Below are 16,504 nucleotides of genomic sequence, written 5' to 3'. Positions count from 1 at the left end.
GGCTCAGTCCGCCAGCGTCTGCGAGGTTTCGAACGGCAGGCGCAGAGTGACTTCGATGCCGCGCTCCAGATTGCGTACGGAGAAACCACCGGACCCGCCGTACAGCACGCTCAGGCGTTCGCGCGTATTGCGCAGGCCCACGCCCTTGCCGGGCGGCAATTCGTCGCCTTCCAGGCTCCCGCAGCCGGGCCCGTCATCGGTGACGCGCAGCACCAGTTGCGCGCCGTCCCGCTCGGCTTCAATGCGCAACAGGCCACCTGCGACTTGCTTGGCCACGGCGTACTTGATGGCGTTCTCCACCAGCGGTTGCAGCAACAGGCTGGGCAGCAGCGCACGCCAACAGTCCTCGTCGATATCGGTCTCGATGCGCAACCGTTCGGCGAAGCGGATTTTCTCGATGTCCAGGTACAGCGTCAGCGCATCGAGTTCCTGACGCAGCGTGACGCGCTGCATCGGGTCGTTGTCCAGCGAGTGCCGGAGGAACGACGACAGGCCCTGCACCATGCGGTTGGCGGTGGCATTGTCGCGGTCCAGGATCAGCGTGGAGATCGCGTTGAGCGTGTTGAACAGGAAGTGCGGGTTGAGCTGGTAGCGCAGCATTTTCAACTGCGCCTGGTGCGCCATGCTGCGTGCGGCCAGCGTGCGCTCGGTTTCGCCCTGCAGTTGCTGGTAGTACTTGATGCCCATGTACGCGCCGACCCACGCCAGCACCACATAGATGTAGCCGAGCGAATAGGCGATGAACTCCAGGCGGGTGGTCGGCTTGCAGGTCTCGCAGAAGTCGACCAGGACTTCACGGGTGACGAAATCGATCAACGCCGAGCTGGCCAGGACCACCGGAATCATCAATGCCAGCAGCTGGCGGGGCGGCAGGCTCCAGTAGGTCCTCAGCAGGAAGCGCAGGCCCAGCGTGACCAGTGCGCCCATGGTGGCGGCGGTCGCGGGCACCACCCAGTAGCCGGACGGCTTGCCGTGGGCGACGGCATACAGGCAGCCCTGCGCGAAGTAGGCGCCCCAGCCCGACAGGTGCAGAAGCCAGAAGACGCGCTGGCGGGGCAGGTCCAGCGGATGGGAGGTGGCGATGGCCATGGTGTCGATCAGGACGCAGATGGCGCCATGCTAACGCCACCGGGCGCGGCGGTCCGCACGGTTCGTCGGCGCCGTGCCACGTTTGGGCGCAAGGCGGCCGGCATTGCGCTACTTCAGCGGACCGGGCGGCTCGCCATCGCCACCGGACTGCAGCGCCACCGGCAGGTGCCAGCCATAGGTCACCGCCATCATGCGCAGGCCGAAGCACACCCCGGCGCCGACGAGGGCGCAGGGCACCGCAGGCAGGGCGAGCCAGTGCCCCGTTGCCACGATGAGCGCGCCGGCCAGCGCCGCCACCGCGTACAGCTCGGCCTGCAGCACCAGCGGCACCTGCGCCAGCAGCAAGTCACGCAGGATGCCGCCGCCGATGCCGGTCAGCATGCCCATCGCCGCCGCCATGGGCGGGGACAGGCCGTATTCCAGCGCCTTCTGGGTGCCAGCCACGGCAAACAGCGCCAGCCCCATCGCGTCGAACATGCGTACGGGATGGTGGAGTTTCTCGATCAGCGGTGCGCGGAAGAAGGTCACGATGCCGGCTGCCAGCGAGGTCACCGGATAGCGCCAGTCGCTGAGCGCGGCCGGTGGCGTGGCGCCAATCAGCAGGTCGCGCATGATGCCGCCGGCGGTGGCGGCCGCGAAGGACAGCACCAGCACGCCGAAGATGTCCAGGCGACGGCGCACCCCCATGGTCGCGCCACTCAGCGCGAACACGAAGGTGCCGACCAGATCGAGGATGAGGACCAGGGCTTCCATGCCGCCATTGTGCCGCCGTGGTGCGTGCGGGGCGAGCATGCACCGCCCCGCGACGCCACTTCGGATCAGGGCAGGATCGGCTGCATGCCCACGCCCAGCCGGTTCCAGGCGTTGATGGTGGCCACGGCCATGGTCAGCTCGGCGATGCCGTGCTCGTCGAAGTGTTCCTTCAATGTCTCGTACGTGGCCTCAGCGGGGGCACCCGTCGGCAGGGTGGTCAACTGCTCGGCCCACGCCAGCGCCGCGCTTTCGCGGGCATCGAAGAAGCGGCTGTCGCGCCAGCCGGCGACGGTGTCGATCTTGCGTGGCTCCACGCCCGCCTTGCGCAACGCGCTGGCATGCATGTCCAGGCAGAACGCACAGCCGTTGATCTGCGAGACGCGCAGGAAGATGAGTTCGAGGAACTCCTTGCCCAGCGCACCGTTGTGGAGCGCGGTGCTTGCGGCGTAGAGGCCGCGGAACGCCTCGGGAACGTGCTTGGGATACTCGACGCGATGGAACTTCTTGGTCATGGCAGTGCTTCCGTGACGGCCACGGTGGCCGCCTTCACTACCAGGACGCGCCACCGTCCTTCGCCGTGACAGCCGTGCCCAACTTGTCCGGATTGGCGACGGTGAACAGTTCGCTGATGCGTTCGCCATCGCTCACGGCCACCATCACCGCTGCCAGGATGCCGTCGCGGTAGCGCAGGATGGCGGGTTCGCCATTGACCGTGCCCATGCGCCAGGCGATGGCTGGATCGTGCCGCCGGTAGACCGCCCAGAACAACCGCGCGATGCGCGCCGCCCCCAGCAGCGGACGGATCACGGCCACCGCCTTGCCGCCGCCATCGGACACCAGGCGCGCGTCTTCGCTCAACAGGGCGGTGATCGCGGGCTGGTCGCCGCGCTGCGCCGCGCGCATGAAGCGCTCCAGCAGATGGCGATGGTGTTCGGGCGCCACATCGAAGCGGGGACGACCGGCCTGCACGCGCTCGCGGGCGCGATGGACCATCTGCCGGCAATTCGCCTCGCTCTGGCCCAGCAGCGGCGCGATCTGCGCGTAGTCGTAGTCGAAGGCCTCCTTCAGCAGGAAGGCCGCGCGCTCCTCCGGGCCCAGCCGTTCCAGTACGGCGAGGAAGGCCAGCGAAACCTGCTCGGTGACCTCGGCCGAATGCTCGGGGGTCGGGGATTCGTCGATCTCCGACGGGGCGGGCAGCCAGGGGCCGGGGTAATGCTCGCGCTGCACCCGAGCGGCGCGCAGCCGGTCGATGCCCAGCCGGGTGGCTGCGGTGACCAGCCAGGCTTCGGGGTCGCGGATGCCGGTCCTGTCGACCTGCTGCCAGCGCAGCCAGGTGTCCTGGACCACGTCCTCGGCATCGCTGCGGCTGCCCAGCAGGCGGTACGACAGGCCGAACAGGCGGGAACGGTGGGCTTCGAAGGTGTTTTCGGCGTTCATGCGACCAAAGACGGGGCAGGGTGCCTGGCTGTGACAGGCGGGCAACGTGTCACTTTGGCCTAAAATGGGCGCTTCCGCCCGCTACCCACCGGCAGCCCCGGCTTTGCCCGCCCCATGACCTCGATCAAGCAGGAAGACCTCATCCAGTCCATCGCCGATGGACTGCAGTACATCAGCTATTACCACCCGGTCGACTACATCAAGAACCTCGCCGCCGCCTACGAGCGCGAAGAGTCGCCGGCCGCGAAGGACGCCATCGCGCAGATCCTGATCAACTCGCGCATGTGCGCCGAGGGCCACCGCCCGATCTGCCAGGACACCGGCATCGTCACCGTGTTCCTCGAGATCGGCATGGACGTGCGCTGGGACGACGCCACGATGGGTGTGGAGGACATGGTCCACGAAGGCGTGCGCCGCGCCTACAACCACCCCGACAACAAGCTGCGCGCCAGCGTGCTCGCCGACCCGGCCGGCAAGCGCACCAACACGAAGGACAACACGCCGGGCGTGGTCAACGTCAAGGTCGTGCCGGGCAACACGGTCGATGTGATCGTCGCCGCGAAGGGTGGCGGCTCGGAAGCGAAGTCGAAGTTCGCGATGCTCAATCCGTCCGATTCCATCGTCGACTGGGTGCTGAAGACCGTGCCGACGATGGGCGCCGGCTGGTGTCCGCCGGGCATGCTCGGCATCGGCATCGGCGGCACCGCCGAGAAGGCGATGCTGCTGGCGAAGGAGTCGCTAATGGAGCCGATCGACATCACCGACTTGCAGGCGCGAGGTCCATCCAACCGTGCCGAGGAACTGCGGCTGGAGCTGTACGAGAAGGTCAATGCGCTCGGCATCGGCGCGCAGGGGCTGGGTGGCCTGACCACCGTGCTCGACATCAAGGTCAAGGACTACCCGACCCACGCGGCCAATCTGCCGATCGCGCTGATCCCGAACTGCGCCGCCACCCGCCACGCGCATTTCACGCTCGATGGCAGCGGCCCGGTGATGCTGGACCCGCCCTCGCTGGAAGACTGGCCGGAGCTGACGTATGACGCCTCCAAGGGCCGTCGCGTCGATCTCGACACGCTGACCCGCGAGGACGTGGCCAGTTGGAAGCCCGGCGAAGTGCTGCTGCTCAACGGCAAGCTGCTGACCGGCCGCGATGCCGCGCACAAGCGCATGGTCGACATGCTCAACAAGGGCGAGGCCCTGCCGGTCGATCTGAAGGGACGCTTCATCTATTACGTCGGCCCGGTCGATCCGGTGCGCGACGAGGTCGTCGGCCCGGCCGGCCCGACCACCGCCACCCGCATGGACAAGTTCACCGAACAGGTGCTGGCGCAGACCGGCCTGCTGGGCATGGTCGGCAAGGCCGAACGCGGCCCGGCCGCGATCGAGGCGATCAAGAAGCACCAGTCGGCCTACCTGATGGCGGTCGGCGGCGCGGCGTACCTCGTTTCGAAGGCGATCAAGGCGGCCAAGGTCGTCGGCTTCGCCGACCTAGGCATGGAAGCGATCTACGAGTTCACCGTGCAGGACATGCCGGTGACGGTCGCCGTCGATTCGCAAGGCACTTCGGTGCACCAGACCGGGCCGAAGGAATGGCAGGCGCGGATCGGGAAGATTCCAGTGGTGGTGGCGTAGCGGTGGTCCCTTCTCCCCTCGGGAGAAGGTGCCCGAAGGGCGGATGAGGGAAGAGCGGAGTCAGGATGCTCGAATCATTCGGACTTTCGTCGCCCTCACCCGAACCCCTCTCCCGACGGGAGAGGGGCTTTCAATTCCTGGAGTCCTTGCATGTCGACGAAGCTCTACTACTCCCGCAGCACCGCCAGCCTGGTCGTGCACTGGCTGCTGATCGAGCTGGGCATCCCGCATGAGCTTCATGAGCTGGACTTCGACAAGCGCGACCAGAAATCCGACGACTACCTGAAGCTCAATCCCGCCGGCGTGGTGCCCACGCTGGTGATGGACGGGCAGGTGATCACCGAGACCGCTGCGATCCTGATGCATCTCGCCGACACGCACCCGCGCGCGGAGCTCGCGCCGGCGATCGCCAGCATGCAGCGCGCGCAGTACTACCGCTGGATGCTGTTCTGCGCCAATACGCTGATGCCGGCGTACCGCGCGTGGTTCTACTCGGATGAGATCGCAGGCGAGGCCAACATCCAGGCCACGCAGCAGCACGCCCGGGCGAAGCTGGAAAAGGCCTGGGGTCAGGTTGCCGACCATCTGGAGACGCATGGCCCCTACCTGCTGGGTGCACAGCGCAGCGCGGCCGACTTCCTGCTGACCATGCTGATGCGCTGGTCGCGCAACATGCCCAGGCCGACCGATACCTGGCCCGTGCTGCACGCCTACGCGCAGCGCATGAAAGCGCTGCCGAGCTTCAGGGAAGTCTATGCACGGGAAGGGCTGACCGACTGGACGTGACCGGCACCTGATCCAATGCAGGAGCGACGTAAGTCGCGACCGTGGATCGGGAAGTAGCGTGAAGCCGTGGCCACGAATGGCGCGCGCCTCGGATACATCGCTTGGAGCAGCGTTCCTGCCCGTCGTGGCGCGCGGTCGCGACTTACGTCGCTCCTACAGCAGGCAACAGCGGACACTCAGTCCACGTACTCGTCGAACTTCCGTCCGCCCTGGAACGGCATGAGGTGCTGGCGCAGGATGCCGCGCGGCACCGTCTCCAGTTTCATCACGCCGTACTCCTCGGGCCAGTCTTCCTGCTTCGGCGGCAGCTTGAACGTGCCCATCAGCATGTCCACCAGCGGCAGGTGGATGGCGTAGTTCACGTCCAGGTAGTCCTTGTGCCGCGCGTGGTGCCAGTGGTGGTAGCGCGGCAGCACCAGCAGGTACTCCAGCACGCCGAAGCGGATGCCGAGGTTGGCATGTGCCAGCACGGCTTGCAGGCCGACCAGGATCACGTAGGCGTTCACCGCCGGTGCCGAGAAGCCGAGGATCAGCAGTGGCAGCAGCACCGCACTGCGGGTCAGGACGATCTCGACGAAGTGGATGCGCGAACCTGCCAGCCAGTCCATCTCGCGGCTGGAGTGATGGACGGCATGGAAGCGCCAGAGCCACGGGATGTTGTGGTACGCACGGTGCAGCAGCGCCTGGGCCAGATCGGCCACGAACACCGCGATCAGGAACTGCGCCCACACGGGCAACGACTGGATGGCGTCCTTCAGTACCGGGAAGGCCGCCAGCCCGGCGATGGTCGAGGTGGATGCCGTCACCAGGATCAGGATGAACTGCACCAGCACGTGGCTCATGAAGAAGTAGCCCACGTCCGTGCGCCAGCCGGGTCGCAGAGGGGAAATACGGCGCTTGCCCAGGTAGTGCTCCAGCGGCACGAACACCAGCGCCGAGAAGAACAGCGAGATCACGAACCAGTCCAGTCCCAGCGAGTACGGGGTCTTGCCGATGGCATCGAACTGCACGTTGGTGCCGCCGAGCAGCACGGCGAGCGTGGCGCCACCCACGCCGACCAGAGCGATGCGCTTGTTGCGGTCGCGCAGGATGGCCAGCGTGCCCATGCCGAAGGCCGCTGCCAGGCCGACCAGCAACAGGTGGCGCGCGAACTGCTCGTTGTAGACCGCGCGGAATTCCCTGCTGGTCAGTAGTTCGGGATGGTGGAAGCAGAGCACCGCCATCAGGCTGAGCAGTCCGAGCAGGGCGGAGGCGTAGGCGAAGAACGAACGGCGCGGGCGGGGCATGGTGCTTCCTTGGCAGGTCGAGTGGCTTCCTGCGCCAGATTTTACGTCAGACGATGCGATTTCCGGCCGCATCCACCACGCGTTCTCCATCCTCCTTCGCGAAGGCACCCTGTTGCGGTCGTGGGAGGATGTCCAGCACACGCTCCGATGGCCGGCAGAGCGCGGTTCCCCTCGCCGTGGCCACGATCGGCCGGTTGATGAGCACCGGATGGGCCAGCATCGCGTCAAGGAGCGTGTCGTCGCCGGCCTCCGCCAGGCCGAGGTCCGCGTACAGGGGTTCCTTGGCGCGCACCACGTCGCGGACCGGTACCTGCATCGCGGCGATCAGCGACAGCAGGGTGGCGCGATCCGGCGGGGTCCGCAGGTACTCGATGATCTGCGGCTCGATGCCGGCATTGCGGATCAGTCCAAGGGTGTTGCGCGACGTGCCGCAGGCGGGGTTGTGGTAGATCGTCACGGTGTCCATCAGTACCAGTCCAGCAGCGAAATGCCCAGGCCCACGTAGGTGGCCTTGTGGTTGTAGTCGATCAGGCTCTCGCCGTAGCCATGGAACAGCTGCACGTGCGCACGGAAGCTCCGGTTGATCGGGAACCCGTAGTCCACCTGCAGGGCACCATGCGAGTCGTCGCCGCCGCGCAGGGAATGCCGGCCCAGCACCGTGAACACATGGCCGTTGCGCGCATAGGTGAGCATCGCATCGCCACGGCCGATGTAGTTCTCGATGTCGGGGTTGTCGTCGTCGTTGCCGTCCGGCACGCGGTACCACGGCCGCAGCACCAGCGCCCAGTTCTCGCGGTCCAGGCCGATGGTGGCGATGACGCGGTTCCAACTGCGCGACAGCGGATCACTGCGCCCGTTGGACTGATGGTTGAGCGCAATCCCGGCCATGCGGCCTTTCCAGCCGGCGATGCTGTAGTTGTTGCGGAACACCAGCATCACTTCAGGCTCGTAGTTGGTCTCGCGGAACGGGCGCGACTCGTCGCCGTTGTAGACCTGCCAACGCGAGCTCTGGGTATAGGCGCCCCAGATGTCGCCGTTGTCGCCGAACAGGTTTTCCGCGAACTTGGTCTTGAAGCTCAGCTGGAACTTCGCCTCGATGTCCTGCAGGTCCTGCGGTTCGGTGACCGTGTTGTCCGGGTTGGGAGAGGAGGGCGTCTCGTTGACCTGGCTGGTCCAGAACGCGGGCAGCAGGTACATGGGCTTGTAGGCGCGCAGCTGGAAGACACCCAGCTTGGAGTCCTTGGCCAGTTCCCAGCGGCTGTCCAGCAGCGAGCCGCGACCCGCATTGGCGATCAGGTCGGCGTCGGCCGGATCGTCCGTGCGGAACCATGCGCCCAGGCGGCGGCGTGTGCGCTGGCTTAGGGGCAGATCCTGGCCGGTCTCCATGTCGGCGGCGGCCTTGGCTTCGGCACGGGCCTGCGCACGCGCCTGGATTTCGGCTTCCCTGGCAGCCAGCGCCTGTTCGTCGGCCTGGCGGGTGTCGGCCGCGGTGCGACCGAGCGCAGCGTCATAGCACGCCAGGCGTGCAGCGTCGTTCTCGAGCGAGAAGCATGCCTCGGCGGACGTGCCGGCCTGGGAGCCGTCCTGGGCCTGCGCGGTCAGTGCAAAGGTAACTCCGATTACCAGGGGCAGAAGACGGGTGGGGTGCGTCATGCAGGGACTCGAAGGGTGGGGGGCGGCGACATTCTGCCAGCCGGCGTGGATGACACGCGCGATGCGGCCTTCAGAAGATCCAGGCGAACACGAACAGCCCCAGCATGGCGAATGCCAGACCCAGCTTGAGCACCACGCCCAGGAGGATGCCCAGCCAGGTGCCCAGGCCCACCTTGGTGGCCTGGCGGAATTCACGGCCATGCCACAGTTCGCCCAGCAGCGCGCCGACGAAGGGGCCTGCAAGCAGGCCGATAGGCATGAAGAACAGGCCGGCAAACGTGCCCAGCACGGTTCCCAGCAATGCCTTGCGACTGGCGCCGACACGTTGGGCGCCGATCGCGGTGGAGAAGATGTCGACCGCAAAGGACAGCGCGGTCAGCAGGCCCAGCACCACCAGCGTGACCCAGCCGATCTGCTGGAAATCGCCTGCCCAGGCAGCCAGCAGCATGCCGCCGAAGACCAGGGGCAGGCCGGGCAGGGCGGGCAGGATCACCCCCGCGATGCCCACCAGGATCAGCACCACGGCCAGGGCGTAGTAGAGCATCTGGATATCCAAACAATTCTCCTAGTGAATCAAGGGGTTGGAAGGGGGTTGACTTTCTCGTTCAAGCGTTTGCATTTTGCCAAATGCCGGGTTACTGTGCGGCCGCTGCCGTTGCCAAGGTCACCGTGAATCGTGGCCTGATGGGGTAGATCCATGATCCGCTGCATCCTTGTACCTCGCTTCCTCCTTGCAACCAGCCGCCCAGCAGGCGTATCCACCACCCGTTTCAAGGAGCAAGTAGATGTCTGATCGTGAAACCGGAACCGTGAAATGGTTCAACGATGCCAAGGGCTTCGGCTTCATCAGCCGCGAGAATGGCGAAGACGTGTTCGTGCACTTCCGCGCCATCCAGACCCAGGGCTTCAAGAGCCTGAAGGAAGGACAGAAGGTCAGCTTCACCGTCGTGCAGGGCCAGAAGGGCCTGCAGGCGGACGCCGTGCAGCCCGTCTGACCTGACCGCCGAACCGCGCCTCGGCGCGTGCTCCGCAAGAAAAAGCCCGGCTGATGCCGGGCTTTTTCTTTGCCTTGGGTCGGGGTCGCGATCAGCGCAGCACCACGCGACCGTTCTGGACACGCACGTAGGTGTTCTCGCGGATGCCGCCCAGGTCGCGCTGGCTGATGGTCACGCGGCGACCGTCATCCATCCGCACGGTCACGTTGTAGGTTTCGCCGGTGGTGCGGTTCTGGATCGCATTGCCTGCGGCCGCGCCCGCGACGGCGCCCGCCACGGTGGACACATTCTTGTTGCCTTCGCTACCGCCGGTGCGATCGGAAATCTGGCGGCCGGCGACCGCACCGACGATACCGCCCAGTACCGCGCCGGTGGCGGACGGTGCGCTGCGGCCCGACGACACGACATCGATGCGTTCGACGATGCCGCAGTCCGCGCAGTACCGGTTGGCGGGGGCCGTGTTGCTGTAGCCACCACCATAACCGCTGCCGTAGCCCGGCGAAGTGCTGGCGCAGCCGGCGAGCGCGACGGTGGCGGTCAAGCCTATGACGAGCAGGCGCATGTTCATGGGAATCTCCTGTGGATGGCCGGCCCCGCGTGGTGATGGAACCGTTAGATGACCATGCTCCACAGCAACGCGTGAACATGATGAGAATCGGGCCGCATGAGCGGCCCGGATGTCAGTTGCGATTCAGACGCCGGCCGTCGGTCAGCCGCGGAAGTCCTGGTGGCACGCCTTGCAATCCGTACCGATCTTCTCCACCACTGCGCCGGCGGCGACGCAATCGGTCGGCGGTGCACTCAAGGCGGCGTCGAGGTCTGCCCGGAACTGGCTGGTGTGGGTCTTGAAGCGCGAGTCGTCGGCCAGGTCCGGGAAAGCGACCTCCAGGTCATTGGCGATCGCCCGGAGCGTGCGCACGTGCGGAATCGTGTCGGTCGCGGCGCAACGATTCTGCTTCACCTTGTCCGACAACTGCCCGGAGTGCTTGGCCATCACGTGCATCACCGCGTGCGGGAATGGATCCTGTCGTGCCTGCAACGCTCGCATCGCCATCACCGTGCAGACGGCGCCCACCACCAGGCCGATCAGGAACAGGAACAGGTAACGTGAGGCGGCGGAAGGCTTCTTGATCTCGGGCTGGCTGGCCATGCGGCGGGCTCCATGTGGTTGACGCCGCGATGGTACGACGCGCGTCACGGTTCGCGCCACGCTTTAAACTAGTGACATGAAGAAAGAACTCAAGGACCGCTTCGGCGGCATCGACCGGCTGTACGGCGTGGGGGCGGTGACGCGCCATGCCGCTGCGCGCGTGGCGGTGGTCGGCATGGGCGGCGTGGGCTCGTGGGTGGTGGAAGCGCTGGCGCGCTCGGGCGTGGGTCATCTGACGTTGATCGACGCGGACGACATCTGCGTGTCGAACACCAACCGGCAGTTGCCGGCATTGGAGGGCCAGTACGGTCGCAACAAGGCAGAGGCGATGGCGGAACGCTGCCGCGCGATCAATCCACTGATCGACGTGGACGTCGTGCCGCAGTTCCTGACCGCGTCCAACATGGCCGAATTGCTGGGCCGGGGGTTCGATCTGGTGCTCGATGCCTGCGACAGTTTCCGGGTGAAGGTGGAGATGATCGCGTGGTGCCGCCGCCGCAAGCTGCCCATCGTGGTTTCCGGATCGGCGGGCGGGCGTACCGATCCCACCCAGATCCGTCTGCGCGACCTGTCGCGTACCGAACACGATGCGCTGCTCGCACTCGTGCGCAAGAAGCTCCGTGCGGAGTTCAACTTCCCGAAGAACCGCGATCGCTACTTCGGCGTGCAGGCGGTGTATTCGCTGGAGAACGTCAAGTATCCGCAGGCCGACGGCTCCGTCTGCGGCCTGCGCCCTCAACTGGGCGCGGATGCCGCGCTCAAGCTGGACTGCGGTGTGGGCCTGGGTGCCGCCACCCACATCACCGGTGCGTTCGCGTTCGCGATGGTGGGCAAGGCGCTGGAGCTGCTGGCCAAGCCGCGCAAGGTCATGCCCGGTAGCGACTGAGTCACGTGACTCGCCTTGGCGCATGGGCGCGGCGCTTCGGCGCACGCCCCCTGTGCAGGACAATGGGGCAGAGGGATAGTGCGGCCCCTTCCGTTACCACATCGGCCATGCATATCCGTGCCCTGCTGCTGATCGGGCTGCCGCTTTTCGCCGCAGCCGCCCATGCCTGTCCGGTCGTTCCCGACGCGATGCGCGCTGCGCGCATCCATGCGGCCGGCGGTCCCGAATCGTTGCGCGTGGAGCGCGTGCCTGTCCCCGTACTGCAGGCAGGGGATGTGCTGGTGCGCGTGCACTACGCGAGCATCAATCCCGTCGACTGGAAACTGCAGGAAGCGGGTCGGCTGCCGTTTCCGGCTACGCCGGGTGGCGATTTCGCGGGGGAGGTGGTGGCGGTCGCGCCGGGCGTGACCGCCTTCGCCTGCGGTGATCGCGTCGCCGGCATCGTGGATCCGCGCGAGCGTTCCGGCAGTTACGCGGAATACGTGTCAGCGCCGGTCGCGTCCATCGTGCCGGCGCCGCCGGCTTTCACGATGCAGGAGGCCGCCGCGTACCCGACCGTGGCGGTCGCCGCGTGGCGCTATCTGGTCGCCGCAGCAGATGTCCGGCCCGGCGAGCGGGTCCTGGTGCACGGCGGCGCCGGCGGCGTGGGCTCGATGGTCGTGCAACTGGCCAAGGCGCGCGGAGCATATGTCATCGCGACCGCATCTGCGCGCAATCACGATTATCTGCGCATGCTGGGGGCGGATGACGTGATCGACTATCGCAACGTCCGCTTCGAGAATGTGGTGCACGATATCGACATCGTGGTCGACACCGTGGGGGGCGATACGCTGGCGCGCTCACCCCGGGTGCTGCGCGAGGGAGGACGGCTGGTCACGCTGGTCGGCCAGGTGCCCGCTGCGCTGTGCGTGCCGGGTCGCGTCGTCTGTCCCGCGACGCCGCCGTGGGATGTGCAGGCAGGGCTGAACGGAGTGGCGCCGTTGATTGCGGCAGGCCGGTTGGGTGTCCATGTCGATGGTCTGTATCCGCTGGACCAGATCGCCCAGGCCCAGCAGCACAATCGCACAGGTTCCACCCGCGGCAAGGTGGTCGTGGCGGTCGGTGCGGACAATGTTGGCATTGCCAGCGGCGACAATGTGGCTGCGGTGCGGCTGCCGCTGCAGGCCTACCTGGATGGCCATGCCACCGGCCAGCGCCGGCACTTCCAGCGGGCATTTTCCGACGAGGCCGTGCTGGTGGGATACAAGGATGGCCAGTATCGGCACTGGCCGGCGCAGGACTACATCAAGGCCTCTTCCAGTGGCCGCGCGCCGGCGGACGAAGGCATGCGCAAACGCTGGATCCGCCAGATCACGGTGACCGGTGACGTCGCGACCGCCGTGATCGAACTGGACTATCCGGACATGAAGGCCTTGGACCACATGACGCTGCTGCGTTACGGCGATACGTGGAAGATCGCGGTCAAGGCCTATCACGCAACAACTCCCGCCGCGGCGGCTAATCCCGCCCGGGCCGTGCGCTGAAAGCTCAGTCGCGGACGACAGGGGGCAGGCCGAACAAACGCTCGGCGTTCTGCGTGGTGGCGCGCGCAAGTTCCTCGGGCGCGATATCACGCAGTCCGGCAATGACGTCGCGGACTACCGCCAGTCGCGCGGGTTCGTTGCGCTGCCCGCGGATGCCGGCATCGGGCTGGTCCGGCGCATCCGTTTCCAGCAGCAGGAAATCGAGCGGCATCGAGCGGACGAGCGTACGCAAGCGATTCGCGCGCTCGTAGGTGACCGGTCCGCCCAGTCCGATCAGGAAACCCAGGTGCCACAGCTGGCGTGCCTGTTCCGGACTGCCTGAAAAGCTGTGCACCACGCCCCGCAGGCCGCCCACGCGCTTGAATGACGCGATCACCGCATCGACCGCGCGGCGCGCATGCACGATCACCGGCAGATCGAACTCCCGCGCCAGCTGGAGCTGCCCGTCGAAGTAGTGCTGCTGATCGTCCGCATCCAGGCCCTCCACGAAGAAATCCAGGCCGCATTCGCCGACAGCCACGGGGCCTTCGCGCTCGATCCACTGGCGCAGTTCATCCAGATGTGCGGGCTGGTGCTCGGCCAGGTACATCGGGTGGAGCCCATAAGCCGGAAACAGCCCTCCATCGCGCGCACAGACCTCGCGCAGCCTGGGCCAGCTGGCCGCCGCCACCGCAGGCACGACTTGCCGGTCGACGCCCGCCGCGCGCGCGCGCGCCAGCGCCGCGTCACGGTCCGGGTCGAATTCCGATGCGTCGAAATGACTGTGGCTGTCGACCAGCATTTCGATCAGCGCTTCGAGGGCTCTATCGTGGGCGGCGGATCCTTGCGCCGCTTCCAGTTGGCCAGCAGCAACGTACCGAGGCCGAACAGGATTTCATCCACGAACGGGAAGGGATCAGGCAGGACCAGGGTGACCATGAAGAGTGCGGCGGTGATCTTGAACAGGGTGGGGTAACGCAGCTTTCGCGCCCACTCGAGCAGAGGCAGCAACAGGGGATTCGGCATGGCGGTGATCGCTCTCGGCGTGTGTAACGGGCGTCACGCTAGCATGATCGGCGCGTGGTGGAAGCGTTCACTTTTCGTTGGTTTTCGTGGGCATAAGCGGGGACTGTGTTCAGGTTGGCAATGGTGCAATGATGACCAATATGAATCGGGCACGGCCCGACCTGGAGGCAGCGATGAAGAGCAATACAACAACCATTCTGGTCGCCGTCGGCGCGCTGCTGGTGGGCGGTGTGGCCACTGCGGCCTTCCTCAAGGGTGGCGACAAGAGCCCGACCGGCCAGGATGGCCTGGTGACGGCCGCCGATGGCACCCTGGTCGCCGATGACGCCGCCGCGACCGACAACCAGATTCCGGTGGGCACGCTTCAGTACGCCACCGTGGTCAAGGCCGATCCAGTGACCAGTTCGGAGAAGCTGTACGCCACGGTGATCGGCACCGAACCCGTACGCGAGACCACGACCACCAGTACGCCGCGCGAAGTCTGCGAGGACGTGGTGGTGCAGGAGCGTGCGCCCGAGCGCGATGGCAACGTCGGCGGCACGGTCGCCGGTGCGGTGATTGGTGGCCTGCTCGGCAACCAGGTCGGCAGCGGCAGCGGCAAGAAGGCCGCCACCGTGGCGGGCGCGGTCGCGGGCGGTGCGATCGGCAACCAGGTGGACAAGCGCCACGTGGGTGGCAAGGTCGTCAGTCGTACGGAGCGTCAGTGTCACACCGAGAATGCGACCTCCGAGTCCTCGCGCGTGACCGGTTACAACGTGACCTACCGCAATCCGGATGGCACCACCGGTACCATGCGCATGGACAGCAAGCCGGGTACGCGCATCGCGATGGGCACGACGGACAAGGTCATCGGTTATGACGTGACCTACCGTTTCGATGGTCAGGACAAGACCATCCGGATGGACCAGAAGCCGGGTGAGCGCCTGCCGGTGATCGATGGCCAGGTGGTCACGCAGACCGCCAGCGTCGACACCCCCGACAAGGGCTGACACGCAGGCCGGGCAGGCCTGCGTTTCAACGGGGTACCCCGCAAAGGCCGGCGTTTCGCCGGCCTTTGCTGTGCGGACTGGCGCTTACCGGCCTCAAGGGCCAACGCATACAATGCGGTGAATACCTGACGCCGGTTGAAGCACGATGGCTCTGAACCCGTACGACCTGTTCGATGTCCGTTCCCTCCTGAGTGAAGAAGAGCGTGCCGTGCAGGACGCGGTGGCCCGCTTCACCGACGAACGCGTGCGGCCGATCATCGGCGACGCCTTCGACCAGGGCCGGTTCCCGAAAGAACTCGTTCCCGAGATCGCCGAACTCGGGCTGCTGGGTTCTTCGCTGCCCGAGAAATACGGTTGCGCCGGCCTCAACGCGGTCAGCTATGGCCTGATCTGCCAGGAACTGGAACGCGGCGACAGCGGCATCCGCAGCTTCGTCAGCGTGCAGTCCTCACTGTGCATGTACCCCATCTACGCCTATGGCAGCGAAGAGCAGCGCCAGCGCTGGCTGCCGGACATGGCGGCGGGCAAGGTCATCGGTTGCTTCGGCCTGACCGAACCCCACGGCGGTTCCGACCCGGCCAACATGAAGACCACCGCGCGCCGTGATGGCGATGACTGGGTCATCAATGGCTCCAAGATGTGGATCACCAACGGCAACCTGGCCGACATCGCGATCGTCTGGGCGCAGACCGATGACGGCATCCAGGGCTTCCTGATCGAGAAGGGCACGCCCGGCTTCACCGCGCAGGAGATCAAGCACAAGATGAGCCTGCGCGCCTCGGTGACCAGCGCGCTGTTCTTCGACAATGTGCGCCTGCCCGACAGCAGCCGCCTTCCCAACGTAAAAGGCCTGAAGGGGCCGCTGGGCTGCCTGACCCAGGCCCGCTACGGCATCACCTGGGGCCCGATTGGCGCGGCGATCGCCTGCCTCGACGAAGTGCTGGGCTACACCAAGGAACGCATCCTGTTCGACCGTCCCGTCGCAGCGACGCAGAGCGCGCAGATCAAGATGGCCGAAATGGCACGCCGCATCACACTCGCGCAGCTGCTGTCGCTGCAACTCGGCCGCCTGAAGGACGCCGGCACCATGCAGCCCTCGCAGGTGTCGCTGGCGAAGTGGAACAACTGCCGCATGGCCATCGACATCGCGCGCGAATGCCGCGACCTGCTGGGCGGCGCCGGTATTACCACCGAACACGCGGCCATCCGCCACGCGCTGAACCTGGAATCGGTGATCACCTATGAGGGCACGGAGACCGTGCACCAGCTGGTGATCGGTCGCGAGCTGACGGGCATCAACGCGTTCTGAGACCGATCTAG

At 66.4% G+C, this 16,504-nt stretch carries 19 protein-coding genes; 7 read left to right on the top strand and 12 right to left on the bottom strand.

The features are described from left to right. Positions 1-3: 3 nt before the first annotated feature. The 4 genes from WBN46_RS07020 to WBN46_RS07005 form a co-directional block, all read right to left on the bottom strand. Positions 4-1,089, bottom strand: a complete 1,086-nt coding sequence (locus WBN46_RS07020) for a histidine kinase (protein WP_337730931.1) — start codon at positions 1,087-1,089, stop codon at positions 4-6. 108 nt (positions 1,090-1,197) lie between these two features. Further along, a complete protein-coding gene (locus WBN46_RS07015; RefSeq protein WP_337730930.1) occupies positions 1,198-1,842 on the bottom strand; it encodes a trimeric intracellular cation channel family protein in 645 nt (214 codons plus the stop codon). A 65-nt stretch (positions 1,843-1,907) separates the two neighbouring features. Further along, the gene (locus tag WBN46_RS07010) at positions 1,908-2,354 is read right to left on the bottom strand and encodes a carboxymuconolactone decarboxylase family protein (protein WP_337730929.1); all 447 of its coding nucleotides are present in this window, start codon (positions 2,352-2,354) and stop codon (positions 1,908-1,910) included. Between the two features lie 37 nt (positions 2,355-2,391). After that, a complete protein-coding gene (locus WBN46_RS07005) occupies positions 2,392-3,279 on the bottom strand; it encodes an RNA polymerase sigma-70 factor (RefSeq protein WP_337730928.1) in 888 nt (295 codons plus the stop codon). 114 nt (positions 3,280-3,393) lie between these two features. Here WBN46_RS07005 and WBN46_RS07000 point away from each other — a divergent pair, with 114 nt between their 5' ends. Further along, a complete protein-coding gene (locus WBN46_RS07000) occupies positions 3,394-4,911 on the top strand; it encodes a fumarate hydratase (protein WP_337730927.1) in 1,518 nt (505 codons plus the stop codon). Positions 4,912-5,061: 150 nt separating this feature from the next. Beyond that, positions 5,062-5,697: a glutathione S-transferase family protein gene (locus WBN46_RS06995; RefSeq protein ID WP_337730926.1), complete on the top strand. Its 636-nt coding sequence runs from the start codon at positions 5,062-5,064 to the stop codon at positions 5,695-5,697. 176 nt (positions 5,698-5,873) lie between these two features. On the opposite strand, the gene WBN46_RS06990 is transcribed toward WBN46_RS06995, so the two are convergent. The 4 genes from WBN46_RS06990 to WBN46_RS06975 all read right to left on the bottom strand — a co-directional run bounded on the left by WBN46_RS06990 (position 5,874) and on the right by WBN46_RS06975 (position 9,192). Further along, positions 5,874-6,983 carry a sterol desaturase family protein gene (locus WBN46_RS06990; protein WP_337730925.1) on the bottom strand — a complete coding sequence of 370 codons (1,110 nt, stop codon included), beginning with the start codon at positions 6,981-6,983 and terminating at the stop codon, positions 5,874-5,876. A gap of 46 nt (positions 6,984-7,029) precedes the next feature. Continuing rightward, positions 7,030-7,449: an arsenate reductase (glutaredoxin) gene (gene arsC / locus WBN46_RS06985; RefSeq protein WP_337730924.1), complete on the bottom strand. Its 420-nt coding sequence runs from the start codon at positions 7,447-7,449 to the stop codon at positions 7,030-7,032. After that, on the bottom strand, positions 7,449-8,636 hold the full coding sequence (locus tag WBN46_RS06980) for a phospholipase A (RefSeq protein WP_337730923.1): 1,188 nt from the start codon (positions 8,634-8,636) through the stop codon (positions 7,449-7,451). The genes arsC and WBN46_RS06980 overlap by 1 nt, the downstream gene beginning before the upstream one ends. Before the next feature lie 70 nt (positions 8,637-8,706). Beyond that, complete coding sequence (locus WBN46_RS06975; RefSeq protein ID WP_192201329.1) at positions 8,707-9,192, bottom strand: DUF456 domain-containing protein; 486 nt, start codon at positions 9,190-9,192, stop codon at positions 8,707-8,709. Between the two features lie 229 nt (positions 9,193-9,421). On the opposite strand from WBN46_RS06975, the gene WBN46_RS06970 reads away from it, so the two are divergent. Beyond that, positions 9,422-9,631 (top strand): cold-shock protein, encoded by a 210-nt coding sequence (locus WBN46_RS06970; protein WP_055944114.1) that lies wholly within the window; start codon positions 9,422-9,424, stop codon positions 9,629-9,631. 91 nt (positions 9,632-9,722) lie between these two features. On the opposite strand, the gene WBN46_RS06965 is transcribed toward WBN46_RS06970, so the two are convergent. Continuing rightward, positions 9,723-10,199, bottom strand: a complete 477-nt coding sequence (locus tag WBN46_RS06965; protein ID WP_192201328.1) for a glycine zipper 2TM domain-containing protein — start codon at positions 10,197-10,199, stop codon at positions 9,723-9,725. A 141-nt stretch (positions 10,200-10,340) separates the two neighbouring features. Next, positions 10,341-10,781, bottom strand: coding sequence for a cytochrome c (locus WBN46_RS06960; RefSeq protein WP_192201327.1), 441 nt, complete (start codon positions 10,779-10,781; stop codon positions 10,341-10,343). Between the two features lie 76 nt (positions 10,782-10,857). Between WBN46_RS06960 and WBN46_RS06955 the strand changes: the two genes are divergently transcribed. Beyond that, positions 10,858-11,667 (top strand): tRNA threonylcarbamoyladenosine dehydratase, encoded by an 810-nt coding sequence (locus WBN46_RS06955; protein ID WP_337730922.1) that lies wholly within the window; start codon positions 10,858-10,860, stop codon positions 11,665-11,667. A gap of 107 nt (positions 11,668-11,774) precedes the next feature. Continuing rightward, the gene (locus tag WBN46_RS06950) at positions 11,775-13,190 is read left to right on the top strand and encodes a nuclear transport factor 2 family protein (RefSeq protein WP_337730921.1); all 1,416 of its coding nucleotides are present in this window, start codon (positions 11,775-11,777) and stop codon (positions 13,188-13,190) included. Between the two features lie 4 nt (positions 13,191-13,194). On the opposite strand, the gene WBN46_RS06945 is transcribed toward WBN46_RS06950, so the two are convergent. Next, on the bottom strand, positions 13,195-13,977 hold the full coding sequence (locus tag WBN46_RS06945) for a TatD family hydrolase (protein ID WP_337731883.1): 783 nt from the start codon (positions 13,975-13,977) through the stop codon (positions 13,195-13,197). Then, complete coding sequence (locus WBN46_RS06940) at positions 13,977-14,195, bottom strand: DUF6116 family protein (protein ID WP_192201324.1); 219 nt, start codon at positions 14,193-14,195, stop codon at positions 13,977-13,979. Before WBN46_RS06940 ends, WBN46_RS06945 begins: the two co-directional genes overlap by 1 nt. A 173-nt stretch (positions 14,196-14,368) precedes the next feature. Here WBN46_RS06940 and WBN46_RS06935 point away from each other — a divergent pair, with 173 nt between their 5' ends. Both WBN46_RS06935 and WBN46_RS06930 read left to right on the top strand, forming a co-directional pair. Next, positions 14,369-15,184 carry a glycine zipper 2TM domain-containing protein gene (locus WBN46_RS06935; RefSeq protein ID WP_337730920.1) on the top strand — a complete coding sequence of 272 codons (816 nt, stop codon included), beginning with the start codon at positions 14,369-14,371 and terminating at the stop codon, positions 15,182-15,184. Positions 15,185-15,329: 145 nt separating this feature from the next. Beyond that, positions 15,330-16,493: an acyl-CoA dehydrogenase family protein gene (locus tag WBN46_RS06930; RefSeq protein WP_192201323.1), complete on the top strand. Its 1,164-nt coding sequence runs from the start codon at positions 15,330-15,332 to the stop codon at positions 16,491-16,493. Positions 16,494-16,504: the final 11 nt, after the last annotated feature.

The sequence above is a fragment of the Pseudoxanthomonas sp. CCNWLW251 genome, from assembly GCF_037402255.1.
Lineage (GTDB): Bacteria > Pseudomonadota > Gammaproteobacteria > Xanthomonadales > Xanthomonadaceae > Pseudoxanthomonas_A.
Note: the sequence above shows the minus strand (reverse complement) of the source record. Positions and strands in the feature narration are given on the sequence as shown.